The following is an 18,059-nucleotide window of genomic DNA, read 5'->3' on the forward strand; positions in this document are numbered from 1 at the left end:
CCCTGCCCGTCACCCCCAACGGCAAGGTCGACCGCCGCGCCCTCCCCGCCCCCGACTACACCGGCACCCCCGAAGGACGCGCCCCCCGCACCGCCGCCGAGCGGACGCTCTGCGCGCTCTTCGCCGACACCCTCGGTGTGCCCACCGTCAGCATCGACGACGGCTTCTTCGACCTCGGCGGCCACTCCCTGCTCGCCACCAAACTGGTCAGCCGGATCCGCACCGCCCTCGGCGTCGAACTGCCCATCCGCACCCTCTTCGACCACCCCACGGTGGCCGCGCTGGCCGAGGCCATGCCCGCCTCCGGCGCCGTCCGCCCGGCCCTGCGACCGGCCGACCGGCCCGCCCTCGTCCCGCTCTCCCCGGCGCAGCAACGCCTCTGGTTCATCGACCAGTTCGAGGGCCCGAGCGCGCTCTACAACACCCCGTTCGTCGCCCGGCTCACCGGCGCCATCGACACCGCCGCCCTGGCCGGGGCACTGAACGACGTGGTGGCCCGGCACGAGGTGCTGCGCACCACCTTCCCGGCCACCGACGGCCGGCCCCACCAGCTGATCGCCGAGCGCGCCCAACTCATCCTGCGGGCCCGGACGGTGGCCGACGAGGAGGAGCTGCACGCGGCCCTGTCCGAGGCCACCGGCGAGGTGTTCCGCCTCGCCGAGGACCAGCCGGTGCGGGTCTCGCTGTTCTCCCTGGACGGCGAACGGCACGTGCTGCTGCTCCTGCTGCACCACATCGCGAGCGACGGCTGGTCCGTCACCCCCCTGCTGCGCGACCTCGCCACCGCCTACCGGGCCCGCACCGCCGGCGTGGCGCCGCAGTGGGAGCCGCTGCCCGTCCAGTACGCCGACTACACCCTCTGGCAGCGGGAACTCCTCGGCGACCAGGAGCGGCCCACCACCCTGCTGACCGGGCAACTCGCCCACTGGCAGCAGGCCCTGGCCGACGCCCCGGAGGAGCTGGCCCTCCCCTACGACCGCCCGCGCCCGGCCACCCCGAGCCACCGCTCCGGGGTGGTCGAGTACCGCCTGGACGCCGAACTGCACCAGCGGCTGCAAGAGTTGGCCACCGCGAGTCGCGCCAGCCTGTTCATGGTGCTGCAGGCCGCCGTCGCCACCCTCTACACCCGCCTCGGCGCCGGCACCGACCTGCCCCTCGGCACCCCCGTCGCCGGACGCACCGACGAGGCCCTGAACGACCTGGTCGGCTTCTTCGTCAACACCCTCGTCCTGCGCACCGACACCACCGGCAACCCCGGCTTCCGCGAACTCCTCGACCGCGTCCGCCGCACCGACCTGGACGCCTTCGACCACCAGGACATCCCCTTCGAGCGCCTGGTCGAACAGCTCAACCCCACCCGCGTCCCCGCCCGCCACCCGCTCTTCCAGACCGTCCTGACGGTGAACGGCGGCCCGGCCCCCGTACTCACCCTGGGCGGGGTGAGCGGGGCGCTGGAGGGCGCTGGCGAGTCCCAGGCGCACTTCGACCTGAACTTCAACTTCACCGAGCAGCACGGCGCGGACGGCGCCGCGCTCGGGGTGGCGGCGGCCGTCGAGTACGCGGCCGACCTCTTCGACCACACCACCGTCGCCACCCTCACCGAACGGCTGCTGCGCATCCTGACCGCCGCCGCCACCGACCCGGACGCCCCGATCGGCGAGATCGAGATCCTCGCCCCGGCGGAACGGGAGCAGCTGCTCACCGGCTGGAACGACACCGCCGCCCCGGTCGCCGACACCACGCTGTCCGAGCTGTTCGAGGCCCAGGCCGCCGCCACCCCCGACGCGCTCGCCGTGGTGTCCGACGCCGAGGAGCTGAGCTACGCCGAACTCGACGCCCGGGCCGGCGCCCTGGCGGCCGTCCTGCTGGCCCGCGGGCTGGCGGTGGAGGAGCCGGTCGCGATCCTGATGGACCGCTCGGCCGAGCTGGTGACGGCGATCCTCGCGGTCACCAAGGCCGGCGGCACCTACGTCCCGCTGGACGCCCGCTACCCGCTGGAGCGGATGCGGCACATCCTGGCCGACACCCGGGCGCAGCTCGTCCTGGTCGACCCGGCCCACCGCGACCACCCGGCCCTCGACGACAGCGGCCTCACCGCGCTGGACGTCACCCGGGTCGCCGACAGGGCCCAGGCCCCCGATGCCCACGCCCCCCGGCGCTCCCACCCCGGCCAGCTGCTCTACGTGATGTACACCTCGGGCTCGACCGGCGTCCCCAAGGGCGTCGCCGTGACCCACCGCAACGTGGTCGACCTGCTCGCCAACCGGCACTTCCACCAGGGCCACCACGAGGCCGTCCTGCTGCACTCGCCCACCGCCTTCGACGCCTCCACCACCGAGGTGTGGGCCCCGCTGGTGACCGGCGGGCGGATCGTCCTGGCCGCCCCCGGGCAGCTGGACCTGCCCGCGCTGGCCGCGACCATCACCCGGCACGCCGTCACCCTGGTGCAGGCGCCCTCGGGCCTGCTGCGGCTGCTGGCCGAGGAGACCCCGGAGACCTTCCGCGCGGTGCGCCAGGTGTGGACGGGCGGCGACGTGGTGCCCCCGGACGCGGTGCGCCGGCTGCTCCGGGTGTGCCCGGAGACGGAGGTGGTCGCGGTGTACGCGCCGACCGAGACCACGGCCATCAAGACCACCTTCACCATGGCGCCGGGCGGGGACGTCCCGGCCGTGGTGCCGATCGGCCGCCCGCTGGCCAACACCCGGCTGTACGTCCTGGACGAGACCCTGCGGCCCGTGCCGGCCGGGGTGCCCGGCGAGCTGTACATCGCGGGCGACGGCCTGGCCCGGGGCTACGTCGGCCGCCCGGCGCTGACCGCCGAGCGCTTCGTGGCCTGCCCGTACGGCGAGCCCGGCGGCCGGATGTACCGCACCGGCGACATCGTCCGCTGGAGCGCGGACGGCATCCTGGAGTTCCTCGGCCGCACCGACGACCAGGTCAAGATCCGCGGCTTCCGGATCGAGCCCGCCGAGGTGGAGGCCGCGCTGGCCGCCCACCCGGCGGTGGGCCACGCGGTGGCGATGGTCCGGGAGGACCGGCCCGGGGACAAGCGGCTGGTCGCCTACGTCACCGGCGACGCCACCCCCGGCGAGCTGCGCGCCTTCCTCGGCGACCGGGTGCCCGCGTACATGGTCCCGGCGGCGGTGGTCACCCTCGACGCGCTGCCGGTGACCGCCAACGGCAAGGTGGACCGCCGCGCCCTGCCCGCCCCCGACCTCTCCGGCGCGCCGGAGGGCCGGGCGCCCCGGACGGCGCGGGAGCGGGCCCTGTGCGGGCTCTTCGCGGAGACCCTGGGCCTGCCCACGGTGAGCATCGACGACGACTTCTTCGACCTCGGCGGTCACTCGCTGGTCGCCACCAAGCTGATCAGCCGGATCCGCACCGCCCTGGGCGTCGAACTGCCCATCCGCAGCCTCTTCGACCACCCGACCGTCGCCGGGCTGGCCCGGCAGCTCGGCGAGGGCGCAGGCCCGGTGCGCGCCCAACTGCTGCCCCGGGAGCGCCCGGAGCTGGTCCCGCTCTCGTACGCCCAGCAACGCCTGTGGTTCATCGACCAGTTCGAGGGCCCGAGCGCCCTCTACAACACCCCCTTGGCGATCCGGCTGACCGGCGCGGTGGACACCGCCGCGCTGGCCGGAGCGCTGAACGACGTGGTGGCCCGGCACGAGGTGCTGCGCACCACCTTCCCGGCCACCGACGGCCGGCCGCACCAGCTGATCGCCGAGTGCGTCGAACTCACCTTGCGGGCAGAGGCGGTGGCCGACGAGGAGGCCCTGCGCGCCGCCCTCGCTGAGGCGAGCCGGGAGCCCTTCGACCTGGCCGTCGACCTGCCGTTGCGGTCCTGGCTGTTCTCGCTGCCGACCGACGAGCACGTGCTGCTGGTGCTGATGCACCACATCGTCAGCGACGGCTGGTCGGTCGGCCCGCTGCTGCGCGACCTGGACGCCGCCTACCTGGCCCGCAGCGCCGGCACCGCGCCGCGGTGGGCGCCGCTGCCCGTCCAGTACGCCGACTACGCACTCTGGCAGCGCGAACTGCTCGGCACCGAGGACGACCCGGACAGCGCCCAGCACGCCCAACTCGACTACTGGAAGCAGGCCCTGGCCGGCCTCCCGGAGGAGCTGACGCTCCCCTACGACCGCAAGCGGCCGATGGCCCCGAACCGCCGCGGGGATACCGTGGAGTTCCTGATCCCGGCCGAACTCCACGCCGCCGTCGCCGAGTTGGCCCGGTCGAGCCGCTCCAGCGTGTTCATGGTGGTGCAGGCCGCCCTGGCCGCCACCCTGAGCCGGCTGGGCGCGGGCACCGACATCCCGCTCGGCACCCCGATCGCCGGCCGCACCGACGAGGCCCTGGACGAACTGATCGGCTTCTTCGTCAACACCCTCGTCCTGCGCGCCGACCTCTCCGGGGACCCGAGCTTCCACGAGCTGCTGGAGCGGGTGCGGCTGGCCAACCTGGACGCCTTCGAGCACCAGGACGTGCCCTTCGAGCGGCTGGTCGAGGCGCTCAACCCGGCCCGCTCGACGGCCCGGCACCCGCTGTTCCAGGTGATGCTGACCTTCGCCGCCGGCCCGGAGACCGAGACCTCCCCGTCCTTCGCCGGGCTGCCCGCCCGACTGGAGCCCTCCGCCGCCGAACTCGCCAAGTTCGACCTGGCCTTCGCCTTCGACGAGCGGCTGGCCGAGGACGGTCCCCCTGGGCCCGGCGGCCCGGGAGGTGCCCCCACCCCGGCCGGGATCGGCGTGGTGGTCGAATTCGCCCAGGAGCTGTTCGACCCGGCCACCGTGACGGCGATCGGCGGCCGCTTCGAGCGGCTGCTGGCCGCCGTGGTGGCCGACCCGTCCCGCCCGGTCGGCGAGGCGGAGATCCTCACCCCGGCCGAGCGGACGCTGATCCTGGGCCACTGGAGCACCGCCGGGGAGCAGCCCTCGGCCGTCGAACCGCGCACCCTCCCGGAGCTGTTCGCCGCCCAGGCCGCCCTGACCCCGCAGGCCGTGGCGGTGGTCCACCGGGACGAGCGGATCGACTACGCCGAGCTGGACGCCCGGGCGAACCGGCTGGCCCAGGTCCTCACCAGCCGGGGCGTCGGCCCCGAGCGCCTGGTGGCGCTGGCGCTGCCGCGCTCGGTGGAGCTGGTGGTCGCCGTGCTCGCGGTGCTCAAGGCGGGCGGCGCCTATGTGCCGATCGACCCGGACTACCCGGCCGACCGGATCGCCTACACCCTGCGCGACTCGGCGCCCGCACTGCTGCTCACCACCACCGCGGCCGCGGCCCGACTGCCCGACCCGGACGTGCCGTTGCTGCTGCTGGACACCCCGGAGACGGCCGCCGAGCTGCGCCGGGCGCCCGCCCTGGCCCCCGCGCCCGCCCTCGGCCCCGACCACCCGGCGTACGTCATCTACACCTCGGGCTCGACCGGCCGACCGAAGGGCGTGGTGATCCCGCACCGCAACGTCGCCCGGCTGTTCTCCGCCACCGACCACTGGTTCGCCCCGGGCCCGCAGGACGTCTGGACGCTGTTCCACTCCTACGCCTTCGACTTCTCGGTCTGGGAGCTGTGGGGCGCGCTGCTGCACGGCGGCCGCCTGGTGGTGGTGCCCTTCGAGACCAGCCGCTCGCCCCGGGAGTTCCTGGAGCTGCTGGTGCGCGAGCAGGTCACCTTCCTCAACCAGACCCCGTCCGCCTTCTACCAGTTGATGCAGGCCGACCAGGAGGCGCCGGAGCTCGGCGCCCGCCTGGCTCTGCGCCGGGTGGTGTTCGGCGGCGAGGCGCTCGACCTGGCCCGGCTGGCGCCCTGGTACGCCCGGCATGCCGAGGACGCCCCGCTGCTGGTCAACATGTACGGCATCACCGAGACCACGGTGCACGTCTCCTACCGCCCGCTGGACGCCGCCACGGCCGCCGGGCAGTCCCGCTCGCTGATCGGTGCCGGCATCCCCGACCTGCGGCTCTACCTGCTGGACTCCCGACTGCGCCCGGTGCCCGCCGGGGTGCCCGGCGAGCTGTACGTCGCGGGCGCCGGCTCGGCCCGCGGCTACCTGGGCCGCCCGGCCCTGACCGCCGAGCGCTTCGTCGCCGACCCGTACGGCGCCCCCGGCACCCGGATGTACCGCACCGGCGACCTGGCCCGCTGGACGGCCGGCGGCGAGCTGGAGTACCTGGGCCGGATCGACGCCCAGGTGAAGATCCGCGGCTTCCGGATCGAGCTGGGCGAGATCGGCTCGGCGCTCAGCCGCCGGCCGGAGGTGGCCTCCGCCGCCGTGGTGGTCCGCGAGGACGCCCCGGGCGAGAAGCGCCTGGTCGGCTACCTGGTACCGGCCGCCGGGCCGGTCGACCTGGACGCCCTGCGCAGCCACCTGGCCGCCGAACTGCCGGACTACATGCTGCCCGCCGCCCTGGTGCCGCTGGAGCGCCTGCCGCTGACGCCCAACGGCAAGCTCGACGAGCGGGCGCTGCCCGCCCCCGAGCCGGGCCGGGCCGGCGGCGGCCGGGGCCCGCGAACCCCGCTGGAGGAGGTGCTCTGCGGGCTGTTCGCCGATGTGCTCGGCCTGGAGCGGGTCGGCATCGATGACAACTTCTTCGAACTGGGCGGCCATTCGCTGCTGGCCGGCCGGCTGGTCGCCGGGATGCGCGAGCTGACCGGCAGCGCCGAACTCGGCGTCCGGGCGCTGTTCCAGGCGCCGACCGTCGCCGGGCTGGCCGACCTGCTGGCCGGGGCCCGGGACGGCGCCGCCGCCGAGGAGACCTTCCCGGTGCTGCTGCCGATCCGCACCCGCGGCTCGCGCCCGCCGCTGTTCTGCGTGCACCCGGCCGCCGGGATCAGCTGGGTGTACACCGGTCTGCTGCACCACCTGGACGCCGAGCAGCCGATCTACGGCCTCCAGGCGCCCGGACTGGCCGACCTCTCCCGCCACCCGGCGAGCCTGGCCGAGATGGCCCGCCGCTACCTGGCCGAGCTGCGGTCGGTGCGCGCCGAGGGCCCGTACGCCCTGCTGGGCTGGTCCTTCGGCGGACCGGTCGCCCACGCGATGGCGGCGCTGCTGCGCGAACAGGGCGAGCAGGTCGAACTGCTCGCCGTGCTGGACGGCTACCCGGAGCTGGACGAGTACGCCCGGTACGCCGGGGACGCGGCCGACCGCGACCCGGCACTGCTCGCCGCGATCCTCGAATCCCTCGGCCAGCCGGCCGGCGAGATCACCGCCTGGCCGGCCGACGAGGCGGGCTTCGCCGAGCTGGTCCGGCACGGCGAGGGCCCGCTGACCGGGCTGAGCGGCGCCGGGGTGGCCCGGGTGGTCGAGGTCTTCCTCGCCGACCTGGCGCTGGCCGGCGAGGCCCCGCCGCCCGGCTACGACGGCGACGCACTGGTCTTCGTCGCCGCCAAGGACCGCCCGGCCGACGCCCCCGACCCGGAGGCCTGGCGGGCCCACGTGGGCGGCCGGCTGGAGATCCACGAGGTGCCCAGCACCCACGGGGCGATGACCGGGGCGGAGGCCCTCGCGGTCATCGGCCCGGTGCTCGCCGACCGCCTGCGCCGCCAGGCGCAGGACCCGACGCCCCACCCCTGAGCCTCCCCGCCGACCCCCTGCACCGCCCCCTGCACCACCGCGACACCCCCGCACCACCACGCCGAGCGGCCGTGACCCGGCCCCTACGAGGAATGGACACACCGATGCAGACTGCCGTCATCCCCGACACCTGGCGCGGCGTCACCCCGGCGCCGATCTCGTCGACCGACGCCTACAACGGCTTCATCGCCGCCAACGTGATCTTCGCGCTGGACCGGATCGGCGTGCTGGAGCAGATCGGCCGCGGCGAGGCCCTCTCGGCCGCCGCGACCACCGCCGAGCGCGGCGACACCGCCCGCACCGAGGCCGTGCTGCGCGCCGCCGCCGACTACGGCTACCTCAAGGCCGACGGCGCCGGCTACCTGCCCACCGAGGCGGGCATCGAGATCGCCGCCGCCCGCGGCTACTTCACCTGGGCGGTCGGCGGCTACCACGACGTCTTCGGCCGCGCCGGGCACCTGAGCACCGGCTCGCACCGCTACGCCACGGACGTCTTCCGCGACGAGGCGATGGTCGCCCTCGGCTCCGCCCAGTGCGACCAGTCGATGTTCGCCGCCCAGCTGACCGACGTGCTCTCCGGCATCGACTTCCGCACCATCGCCGACCTGGGCAGCGGCACCTCCGCCCGGGTGCGCCGGGTGGTCTCCCAGCGCGAGGGCAGCCGCGGCCTGGGCATCGACATCAGCCGCCCGGCCACCGACATCGCCCGCGCCGACATCGCCGCCGCCGGGATGCAGGACCGGGTCACCGCCGTCCGGGCCGACGTGCTGGGCCTGCTGGGCACCCAGATCGACAACGACGCCGAGGCCGCCGAGGTGGCCGAGGTCGACACCGTGATGAGCTTCTTCCTGCTGCACGACCTGCTGGCCGACCCGAGCACCCGCTCCTCGATCTTCACCCGGATGCGCGAGGCCTTCCCGAAGGCCCGCACCTTCGTGCTCGGCGACACCATGCTGCGCGGCCCGGGCGAGTCCCAGAGCGCGATGCCGGTCTTCTCGGTCGGCTTCGAGCTGGCGCACGCGATGATGGGCGTCCCGCTGCACACCAAGGAGACCTACGAGCGGCTGTTCACCGACGCCGGGCTGCGGATCGACCGCGTGGAGGCGCTGGCCACCCCGCACTCCTGGCTCTACGTCCTGCAGGCCGACTGATGGCCGCCGCGTCCACGGCCAGACACCTGCTGGCCCAGAACGAGCACCCGTACCCGCCGCTGCCGTCCGTGCTGACCGCCCTGGCCGGGGCGGTCGCCGACCTGAACCGCTACCCGGACTTCCGCCCGGAGCGGTTCGCCGGGATCATCGCCGGCTGGCAGGGCGTCCCGGCCGCGCAGGTCGTGGTCGGCCACGGCTCGGCCGGCGTCGCACTGGACCTCTTCCACTCCGTCGTCCGCCCCGGCGACAACGTGGTGCACTCGGACCCCTGCTTCGACGCGTACCCGCTGTTCTGCCGGATCGCCGGGGCCGAGGCCCGGTCCGTCCCACTCGGCCCGGACGCCCGGCACGACCTGGCCGCGATCGCCGGGCAGGTGGACGAGCGCACCCGGATCATCGTGCTGTGCAACCCGCACAACCCGACCGGCACGGTCTACTCCTGGGCCGAACTGACCGCGTTCTTCCGCCGGGTGCCGGCCACCGCGCTGATCCTGCTGGACGAGGCGTACGTGGACTTCGCCGAAGGCTGGGCGGCCCCGGACGTCCCGGCCCGGATCGCCGAGTGGCCCAACCTGGTGGTGCTGCGCACCCTGTCCAAGTCGCACGGCCTGGCCGCGCTGCGGATCGGCTACGCCGTCGCGGAGGAGTCCGTGGCCCGGCGGGTGCGGGACGTCCAGGTGCCGTACGCGGTGAACCGGCTCCAGGAGGCGGGCCTGCTGGCCGCCGTCGCCGCCCAGGACGAGGTGGACCGGCGGATCGCCGAGATCGCCGGCGAGCGCGAGCGGCTGCGGGACGGCCTCCTCGCCCTGGGCCGGCCGGTGCCGCCGAGCTTGACCAACTTCCTCTGGGTGACGGCGCCTTCGCCCGAGGAGCAGCTCCCGGTCCGGACGGAGCTGGAGCGGCTCGGGGTGGCCGTCCGCTTCTACCCGGGCCAGGGCATCCGGATCGCCGTCGGCGAGAAGGACGCCAACGACGCCGTGCTCGAAGCCTTCCGGGCCGTCACCGCACCGCCCCGTTAGTCCCCGGAACCCCCATCACCACGCAGCAGTCAAGGACAGGACAGGACATGCACCCACTTCTGGCGCGGCCGGAGTTCCGGCTCTACATCGCGGGACAGACGCTGTCCGTCCTCGGGGACAGCGCCCTCTTCATCGCCCTCGGCATCTGGGCCAAGGTCCTGACGGGGAGCAGTTCGGCGGCCGGTCTGGTGATGTTCTGCTACGCCGTCCCGATGCTGCTGCTGCCGCTCGGCGGCCTGGTCGCCGACCGGGTCCGCCGACGGCCGCTGCTGGTCACGGTCAACCTCGGCCTGGCGGTGGCGGTTTCACCGCTGCTGCTGGTCGACGGCCGGGGCCACCTGTGGATCATCTACGGCACCGCGGTGCTCTACGGGCTGGCCGGGGCCGTCCTCACCCCGGCCCAGAGCGCCATGCTGCGCACCATCCTGACGGAGCGCCAGGACTTCGGCGCGGCCGTCGGGTTCACCCAGACCATGCGCGCGGGCACCACCCTGGTCGCGCCGCTGGTGGGCTCCGGCCTGTACGGGTGGCTCGGCGGCCGGGCCGTCGCCCTGGTCGACATCGGCATCCTGCTCCTGGCGGCGCTGGCGTTCCTGGCGCTGCGGGTGCCCGAGACCAAGCCGGAGCCCTCCGGTCGGCACTGGCGCACCGAGGTGCTGGCGGGCTTCCAGCACCTGCGCGGCACCGCCTCGCTGCTGCCGCTGCTGATCGCCACCACCGCCACCGCGACCGTGCTCAGCTTCCTCCAGCCGGTGCTGTTCTCGCTCATCCAGCACGGGCTGCACCGCTCGCCGCAGTTCCTCGGCGTGCTGGAGACGGTGGAGGCGGTCGGGGCGCTGGGCGGCTCGGTGCTGGGCGGCATCCTGATCGGCAAGCTCGGGCCGCGCAAGACCGTCATGCTCGGCTCGGCCACCTTCGGCGTCGGCGCCGTGCTGCTGCTGGTGCCCTCGGTCTGGGCCGTGTCGGCGGGCCTGCTGATCGCCGGGGCCGGCATGCCGGCCGGCGTGGTCGGCCTGGCCACCGCCGCCCAGTCGCTCACCCCGCCGCAGCTGATGGGCCGCACCCAGGCGGCCGTCAACCTCTCGCTCACCGCCCCGCAGGCGATCGCCATCGGCGTCGGCGCCGGCCTGGTGGCCGCGCTGGACTTCCGGACGGTGCTCGCCGCGATGGTGGTCGGCGCACTGCTGTCCGGCCTCTACCTGCTCGGCAAGCCCGACGCCGTGCTCGACGACGAGGACGAGGACGGCGAGGAGGAGCCCGCCGGGGAACTCACCGCGGAGCGAGCCGGGGAGCCGGCCGAGGACACCGAGCCGGTCGAGCCCGCCACGGTGCCCGCCGAGCCCGCCCCGCGCCTCCAGTCCACCTGACCGACCGGCACCGCCCCGCATCACGTACCGAGCACCACGTACCGCTCACCACGTACCGAGCACCACGCCACCGGCCCGCCCCGGCGGCGGCCCTGCCGCACCGCACCGCCGCCGGGGCGGGCCTCCGCGCACTCCTCACGAGAGAGCCCCTCAGATGCCCGACCGTTCCTCTCCCGACACCGCGACCGCCGCGACCACCACCACCAGCGCGGACGTCACCGACGCCACCGACGCCCCGCTCCCACTCACCCTCGACCACGTCGAGTTCTACGTCACCGACCTCGCCGCCGACGTCGCCCGGCTGACCACCGAGTACGGCTTCGACCTGCTCGTCCCGCCCACCGAGCGCGGCGAGAGCGCCGAGCGCTGCGTCTCCGCCCTGCTCGGCCAGGCCGCGATCCGGCTGCTGCTCACCCAGCCGCTGGCCGCCGGCCACCCCGGCACCGGCTACCTGGCCCGGCACCAGGACGGCGTGGCCGCGCTGGCCCTGCGGGTGCCGGACGCCACCGCCGCCTACCGGACGCTGACCGGCCGGGGCGCCGACGGACTGCGCCCGCCGCAGGCCGCGGACGGCTGCGTCACCGCCGTGGTCGGCGCCTTCGGCGACGTGGTGCACACCCTGATCGAGCGGGGCCCGGACACCCCCGCCGACCGGATACCCGGTCTGCCCGACGCCGCTCCGGTGAGCGATGACGGCGCGGTGGGCCTGCGCTCCGTCGACCACTTCGCGGTCTGCGTCCCCTCCGGCCGACTGCTCGACACCGTCCGGCACTACTGCGACGTGTTCGGCTTCCGGATGGTCTTCGAGGAGCGGATCGAGGTCGGCGCGCTCGGCATGGACTCGATGGTCGTACAGAGCCCCGACCACAGCGTCACCCTCACGCTGATCGAGCCGCTCACCCCGGACGCCGGCGGCCAGATCGCCTCCTTCCTGGCCGACCACGACGGCGCCGGGGTGCAGCACGTGGCCTTCTCCTCCGAGGACGCCGTCCACTCCGTCGCCACCATGGCCGCCCGCGGCGTGCCCTTCCTGCGCACCCCCGGCGCCTACTTCGACGCCCTGCCCGCCCGGCTCACCCCGCTGCGGCACTCCTTCGACGAGCTGCGCGACCTGAACCTGCTGGTCGACCAGGACCACGACGGCCAGCTGTTCCAGATCTTCACCCGCTCCCAGCACCCGCGCGGCACCTTCTTCTTCGAGGTGATCGAGCGCATCCGGGCTCGCAACTTCGGCAGCAACAACATCCGCGCCCTCTACGAGGCGGTCGAACTCCAGCGCAGCGCCAGCGAAGTGGCCGGATGAGCACCCAGCTCCTGATGAATCGTCAACTCCCGCTCTGTGTCGCCGACTACGCCGATCTCGCCCGGGCCGCCCTGGCCCCCGAGGTGTGGGACTGGCTGGCCGGCGGCGCCGAGCGGGAGCACACCCTGGCCGCCAACCGGGCGGCCTTCGACCGGCTGGGCGTGGTGCCCCGGGTGCTGGCCGACGTCTCCGTCTGCGACACCGCCACCACCCTGGTGCGCAGCCGGGCGGCGCTGCCGGTCGCGCTGGCGCCGATCGCCTACCACCGCCTGTTCCACCCCGAGGGCGAACTCGCCTCGGCCCGGGCGGCCGCCGCGGCGGGGGTGCCGTTCACCGTCGGCACGCTCAGCAGCGTCGGCTTCGAGGAGCTGGCCGCGACCGGGGCCACCCTCTGGTTCCAGCTGTACTGGCTGCGCGACCGGGCGCGGCTGCTCGACCTGGTCGCGGCGGCCGAGGCGGCGGGCAGCGAGTGCCTGGTGGTCACCGCCGACGTGCCGTACATGGGACGCCGGCTGCGCGACGCCCGCAACGCCTTCGCCCTGCCCGGCGACGTCCGCGCCGCCCTGTTGGAGGGCGGCGCGGCGGGCCGGGCGCACCGGGCCACCGCCGACGCCTCGGCGGTGGCCGCGCACACCGCCGAACTGCTCTCCCCCGCCGTCACCTGGGCGGACCTCGACTGGCTGCGCCGGCAGACCGACCTGCCGCTGGTGGTCAAGGGGGTGCTCGACCCGGCGGACGCCCTGCGGGCCGCCGAGCTGGGTGCCGCCGCCGTGGTGGTCTCCAACCACGGCGGCCGCCAGCTCGACCGGGCGGTGCCCTCGCTGACGGCGCTGCCCGCCGTCGCCGACGCGCTGGCCGGCCGGGACTGCCAGGTGCTGCTGGACAGCGGGGTGCGCGGCGGCGCGGACGTGCTCACCGCACTGGCCCTCGGGGCGTCCGGGGTGCTGCTCGGACGCCCGGCGATCTGGGGCCTGGCGGCCGGCGGCGAACCGGGCTGCACCCGGGTGCTGGAGCTGCTGGCCGCCGAACTGCGGCACGCGCTCGGCCTGGCCGGCTGCGCCGACCTCGCCACCGCCGCCACCCTGCGCACCACCCCCCTGCCCTGCCCCGCCTGGAGTGCCCCGTGACCGTTGTCGCCCCGCCGCACGAGCTGCGGCTGACCGATCTCCACCCCTCTCTCGCCGACCCGGCGATGACCTCGATGAACCTGCTCAACGAGATCTCCATCCGCTACCCGGAGGCGGTCTCCTTCGCGGCCGGCCGCCCGGCCGAGCAGTTCTTCGAGCTGGACGCCGTCCACCGCCACCTGGACCGTTACGTCGAGCACCTGCGCACCGAGCGCGGGCTGTCCGAGGAGGCGGCCCGCCGCCAGGTGCTCCAGTACGGGCGCACCAAGGGGATCATCCACGAGCTGATCGCCGCCCACCTCGCGGTGGACGAGGGCATCGAGGTGCCCGCCGAGTCGATCGTGGTGACGGTCGGCTGCCAGGAGGCGATGTTCCTGGTGCTGCGGGCGCTGCGCCGCGGCCCCGAGGACGTGGTGCTGGCCGTGGCCCCCACCTACGTCGGGCTGACCGGCGCGGCCCTGCTGGCGGACCTTCCGGTCCGGCCGGTGGCCGACGGCCCGGACGGGCTGGACCTCGCCGACCTGCGGCGGGAGCTGGCCGCCGCCCGGGCCGAGGGGCTGCGCCCCCGGGCGCTCTACCTGGTGCCGGACGTGGCCAACCCCAGCGGCGCCAGCCTGCCGTCGGCGCTGCGCCGGGAGCTGCTGGCGCTGGCGGCCGAGGAGGACTTCCTGATCCTGGAGGACAACCCGTACTGCGTCTTCGCGGGCGAGGAGCGGCTGTCCTCGCTCAAGGCGCTGGACACCGGGCGGCGGGTGGTCCACCTCGGCTCCTTCGCCAAGACGGCCCTGCCGGGCGCCCGGGTCGGCTACGTGGTGGCGGACCAGCCGGTGGCGGACGGCGCGGGCGGCACCGTCCTGCTCGCCGACCTGCTCGGCATGGTCAAGAGCATGACCACGGTGAACACCTCGCCGATCGCCCAGGCCGTGGTCGGCGGGGCGCTGCTGGAGCACGGCCTCAGCCTGCGGGCCGCCAACACCGAGGTCGCCGCGCTCTACCGGCGCAACCTCGCCCTGGTGCTGGACGGCCTGGCCCGGCGCTTCCCGCCCGGCGGCGGGGTGAGCTGGAACGAGCCGCGCGGGGGGTTCTTCCTGGTGCTCACGGTGCCCTGCGTGGTGGACGACGCGCTGCTGGAGCTGTCCGCCTCGCGGTACGGGGTGATCTGGACCCCGATGTGCCACTTCTACCCGGGTGCGGGCGGGGAGCGGCAGCTGCGGCTGTCGGTCAGCCAGGTCGACCCGGCGACCCTGGACCGGGGGCTGGACGGCCTGGCCGCCCTGATCGCCGCCCGCTCCTGAGCCCGCCCGCGAGGGGACGGGGGAGGGGGTGGCCCGGGCCGCCCCCTCCCCCTCGGCCGCTACGGGATGGCCACCGCCGCGCCGGAGACCCGCACCCGGGTGTCCTCCGCGCGCAGTTCGACCCGCAGCACGCCCGGACGGCCGAGGTCCTCGCCCTGGTGCAGCGTCAGCACCGCCGGCGCGGTCACCGCGCCCAGCTCGCGCAGGTAGGCACCGAAGGCGGCCGCGGCCGCGCCGGTGGCCGGGTCCTCCACCACGCCGCCGACCGGGAACGGGTCGCGGACGTGGAAGACGTCGGCGGCCTCGCGCCAGACCAGCTGCAGGGTGACCAGGTCGCGGGCGGTCATGAAGGCGGCCAGCCCGTCGAAGTCGTAGTCCAGCCGGGCAAGCCGCGAGCGGGTGCCGGCCGCCAGGACCAGGTGCCGGGCACCGGCGTAGCCGATCCGCGGCGGCAGCGCCGGGTCCAGGTCGGCGGCCGACCAGCCGAGCAGCGCGAGCGCCTCCTCGACGTCCGCCGCCGGCACCTCCTCGACCTTCGGCTCCACGCTGGTCAGCGTCGCCCGCAGGCCGTCCGCGTCGCGCTCCACCTCGACCGGGACGTCGCCGGCGGCGGTACCGAACACGTACTGCCCGGGGCCGGTCCGCCCGGCCACCGCGACGGCGGCGGCCACCGTCGCGTGCCCGCAGAACGGCACCTCGACGAGCGGACTGAAGTACCGCACCCGGTAGGACCCTTGGGAGCCGCCGGGGGTCAGGAAGGCGGTCTCGGAGTAGCCGAGCTCGGCGGCGATCGAGAGCATCCGCTCGTCGGTCAGTCCGGTGGCGTCCAGCACCACGCCCGCCGGGTTGCCGCCCTCGGGCCGGGTCGAGAAGGCCGTGTAGCGGAGGATCTCAGGAGCATCGTCGGTCATGACCGGACGAACGCGCGCCGGGTGATCACTGTTCCCGGGGCGACCGGGGCGGACCGAACGACCGGGGACTGTCCTGAGGCGACCGGGGACTGTTCCCGGGGCGACCTGCCGTACGCGTTCTGCTCCGACGTGCTGGAGGTGGCGCTGCCGGCGCTGCTGGTGCTGCAGCTGCACGCCTCCGCGGCCTGGTCCTCGGGTGTGTTCGCGGGCAACACCGTGCTGGTGATCGCGCTGCAGCTGGCGCTGGTGCTGCGGTTGGCGAAGCGCTCCCGGCGGTCGGTGCTGGCGGTCGCGGGGGCGGCGCTGAGCGTGTCGTACCTGGGCTTCTGGGCGGCCGGTTCGCTGGGCGGCACCGCGGGGGCGGTGGGCATCGTGCTGGTGTCCGTGCCGTACACGCTGGGCGAGATCCTCTACACCGGCTCCGGTACGGCCCTGGTGGCGGCCTCGGCCCCGCCGCACCTGCTGGGCCGGGCACTGGCCCGCTGGGAGCTGTCGATGGGCGTCGGCCGGGCGGCGGCGCCCGCGGTGCTGACGGCGCTGCTGGCGGCCGGGCCGGGGCTGCTGTGGGGCGCGCTCGCGGTGACCACGGCGGCCGGGGCGCTGGCGGTGCTACGGCTGGGCCCGGCGGACAGGGCCTGACGCGCCGAGCGGTGGTGGGATGATCATCCGCATGGCCCTGACCCCCTTCCAGCAGCAGCTCCGCGAACAGCTCCTGGCCGCCGAGGTGACTCCCCCGCCGGAGCCGTGGCGGCAGGTCGGCCGGGGGATCGTCCCGGTCGGCGGACTGCTCGGCATCGGCTTCGCCGTCCACCCCGGCACCGGCCACGACCTGGTGCTGACCGTCTCCAGCAGCGGGCACGGCCTGTTCGACGCGGTCACCGGCGAGAAGCTGGAGCGCGAGTACGACCCGGAGGAGGACCCGGACGGCCGCGACCTCTCCTGCCCCGGCATCGGCCCGGTCGCCGACCTCCGGATCCCGGTGGCCGGCCTGTGGGGCGGCGGCCTGCACACCGGGACGGACGACGGCTGGAAGGCCGACGTCGTGGCGCCCGAGTGGCCGAACCACCGGGTGCTGCTCGTCGGCGGTACCGAGCCCGCCCGCGGCGGACGGCACGGCGAGACCTGGTGGCACGTCTTCCACTCCTCCTGGTCGACCTTCCGCGCCGCCGGCTTCTCCCCCACCGGCCGCACCCTCGCCGTGGCCACCAGCAGCGACCTCACCCTCTGGAGCCGGCCCTGACCCGACCGACCCGCCCGACCCGACCGACCCGCCCGTCCACGCCGGTGGCCGGAGGCGCCGTCCTCGGCTCCTCCGGCCACGTCATCGGGTCAGGCGCTCACGCCCGTCGGCGGCCCGTCAGGCGCGGCCCCCGGACCGGCCGGGCACCGGCGTGCGGTCGGCCTGGGTGCCCCACTCGTGGGACGGCGGGTCGCAGGGCTCCGGCGGGCAGGGCTCCGGCGGGCACGGCTCCGGGTGGCCCTTCCGGCTGTCCTGGACCGTGATCTCCACGCACGGGCAGTCCTTGGTCAGCTCGACGGTGCTCACCGCGTCCTGCGGCAGCTGGTAGCCGGGGGGCGCGAGGACCTCCTGCCAGTAGTAGGTGCCCAGCGGCAGGTTGTCCGCCGAGCAGACGCCGTCGGCGCCGGTGACGCACGGCGCACCGACCTTGGTGTCCGGGTTCGCGCCGGTCGTCTGGAGTCCGGGCACCCCGTTGGTCTCCCGCCACAGCTGGAAGACCGCCCCGACCAGCGGGCGGCCGGTCCCGGCGTCCACCTTGGTGACGGTCGTGGAGCCGGTCTGCCCGGCCGTCTTCTTGTCCTGCACCGTGACCGGCACGTTCCGCCCGTCGGTGTCCAGCACCACCGTCGCCACCGGCTGCTGCGGCAGGTCGTACCCGGGAGGGGCCGCCGTCTCCTGCCAGTAGTACGTCCCCAGCGCGAGGTTGCCGGTGGAGCAGACACCCGTTTCGGAGGTGGTGCAGGGCGAACCGACCGCGGTGTCCGGGTCGGCGCCGGTGGTCTGGAGTCCGGGTACGCCGTTGGTCTCGTGCCAGAGCTGGAACACGGCCCCGGCCAGCGGGCGGCCCGTGTCGGCGTCCACCTTGGTCACCGTGGTGGAGCCGGTCGGCGCGACCGACTTCGAGTCCTGCACCGTGACCGGCACGTTCCGCCCGTCGGTGTCCAGCACCACCGTCGCCACCGGCTGCTGCGGCAGGTCGTACCCGGGAGGGGCCGCCGTCTCCTGCCAGTAGTACGTCCCCAGCGGCAGGCCGTCGGCCGAGCAGACGCCCGAGGCGGGCGTGGTGCAGGGCGAACCG

Annotated in this window: 11 protein-coding genes; 9 read left to right on the forward strand and 2 right to left on the reverse strand. The window is 75.2% G+C overall.

Annotation, left to right across the window (positions count from 1 at the left end; translation table 11 throughout):
* The 7 genes from ACFWIS_RS14070 to ACFWIS_RS14100 form a co-directional block, all read left to right on the forward strand.
* The coding region (locus ACFWIS_RS14070) for an amino acid adenylation domain-containing protein (protein ID WP_380452657.1) at nucleotides 1-7,568 on the forward strand (7,568 nt) is incomplete at its 5' end.
* Between the two features lie 104 nt (nucleotides 7,569-7,672).
* Nucleotides 7,673-8,719: an SAM-dependent methyltransferase gene (locus ACFWIS_RS14075; RefSeq protein ID WP_380452659.1), complete on the forward strand. Its 1,047-nt coding sequence runs from the start codon at nucleotides 7,673-7,675 to the stop codon at nucleotides 8,717-8,719.
* Nucleotides 8,719-9,738: a pyridoxal phosphate-dependent aminotransferase gene (locus ACFWIS_RS14080; protein WP_380452661.1), complete on the forward strand. Its 1,020-nt coding sequence runs from the start codon at nucleotides 8,719-8,721 to the stop codon at nucleotides 9,736-9,738. Before ACFWIS_RS14075 ends, ACFWIS_RS14080 begins: the two co-directional genes overlap by 1 nt.
* Nucleotides 9,739-9,785: 47 nt before the next feature.
* Nucleotides 9,786-11,105 (forward strand): MFS transporter, encoded by a 1,320-nt coding sequence (locus tag ACFWIS_RS14085; protein ID WP_380452663.1) that lies wholly within the window; start codon nucleotides 9,786-9,788, stop codon nucleotides 11,103-11,105.
* 154 nt (nucleotides 11,106-11,259) lie between these two features.
* On the forward strand, nucleotides 11,260-12,408 hold the full coding sequence (gene hppD / locus ACFWIS_RS14090) for a 4-hydroxyphenylpyruvate dioxygenase (protein WP_380452665.1): 1,149 nt from the start codon (nucleotides 11,260-11,262) through the stop codon (nucleotides 12,406-12,408).
* Nucleotides 12,405-13,535 carry an alpha-hydroxy acid oxidase gene (locus ACFWIS_RS14095; RefSeq protein WP_380452667.1) on the forward strand — a complete coding sequence of 377 codons (1,131 nt, stop codon included), beginning with the start codon at nucleotides 12,405-12,407 and terminating at the stop codon, nucleotides 13,533-13,535. Before hppD ends, ACFWIS_RS14095 begins: the two co-directional genes overlap by 4 nt.
* Nucleotides 13,536-13,600: 65 nt before the next feature.
* Nucleotides 13,601-14,830, forward strand: coding sequence for a PLP-dependent aminotransferase family protein (locus ACFWIS_RS14100; RefSeq protein ID WP_380452818.1), 1,230 nt, complete (start codon nucleotides 13,601-13,603; stop codon nucleotides 14,828-14,830).
* Between the two features lie 59 nt (nucleotides 14,831-14,889).
* On the opposite strand, the gene ACFWIS_RS14105 is transcribed toward ACFWIS_RS14100, so the two are convergent.
* The gene (locus tag ACFWIS_RS14105; RefSeq protein ID WP_380452669.1) at nucleotides 14,890-15,741 is read right to left on the reverse strand and encodes a PhzF family phenazine biosynthesis protein; all 852 of its coding nucleotides are present in this window, start codon (nucleotides 15,739-15,741) and stop codon (nucleotides 14,890-14,892) included.
* A gap of 21 nt (nucleotides 15,742-15,762) precedes the next feature.
* Between ACFWIS_RS14105 and ACFWIS_RS14110 the strand changes: the two genes are divergently transcribed.
* Nucleotides 15,763-16,380 carry a hypothetical protein gene (locus ACFWIS_RS14110; RefSeq protein ID WP_380452671.1) on the forward strand — a complete coding sequence of 206 codons (618 nt, stop codon included), beginning with the start codon at nucleotides 15,763-15,765 and terminating at the stop codon, nucleotides 16,378-16,380.
* Nucleotides 16,381-16,411: 31 nt separating this feature from the next.
* Nucleotides 16,412-16,981, forward strand: coding sequence for a hypothetical protein (locus ACFWIS_RS14115; RefSeq protein ID WP_380452673.1), 570 nt, complete (start codon nucleotides 16,412-16,414; stop codon nucleotides 16,979-16,981).
* 117 nt (nucleotides 16,982-17,098) lie between these two features.
* Here ACFWIS_RS14115 and ACFWIS_RS14120 read toward each other — a convergent pair.
* On the reverse strand, nucleotides 17,099-18,059 hold a 961-nt coding region (locus tag ACFWIS_RS14120), incomplete at its 5' end, for a collagen binding domain-containing protein (RefSeq protein ID WP_380523863.1).

Source organism: Kitasatospora sp. NPDC127060 (genome assembly GCF_042724935.1).
In the GTDB taxonomy this organism is placed as follows: Bacteria; Actinomycetota; Actinomycetes; order Streptomycetales; family Streptomycetaceae; genus Kitasatospora.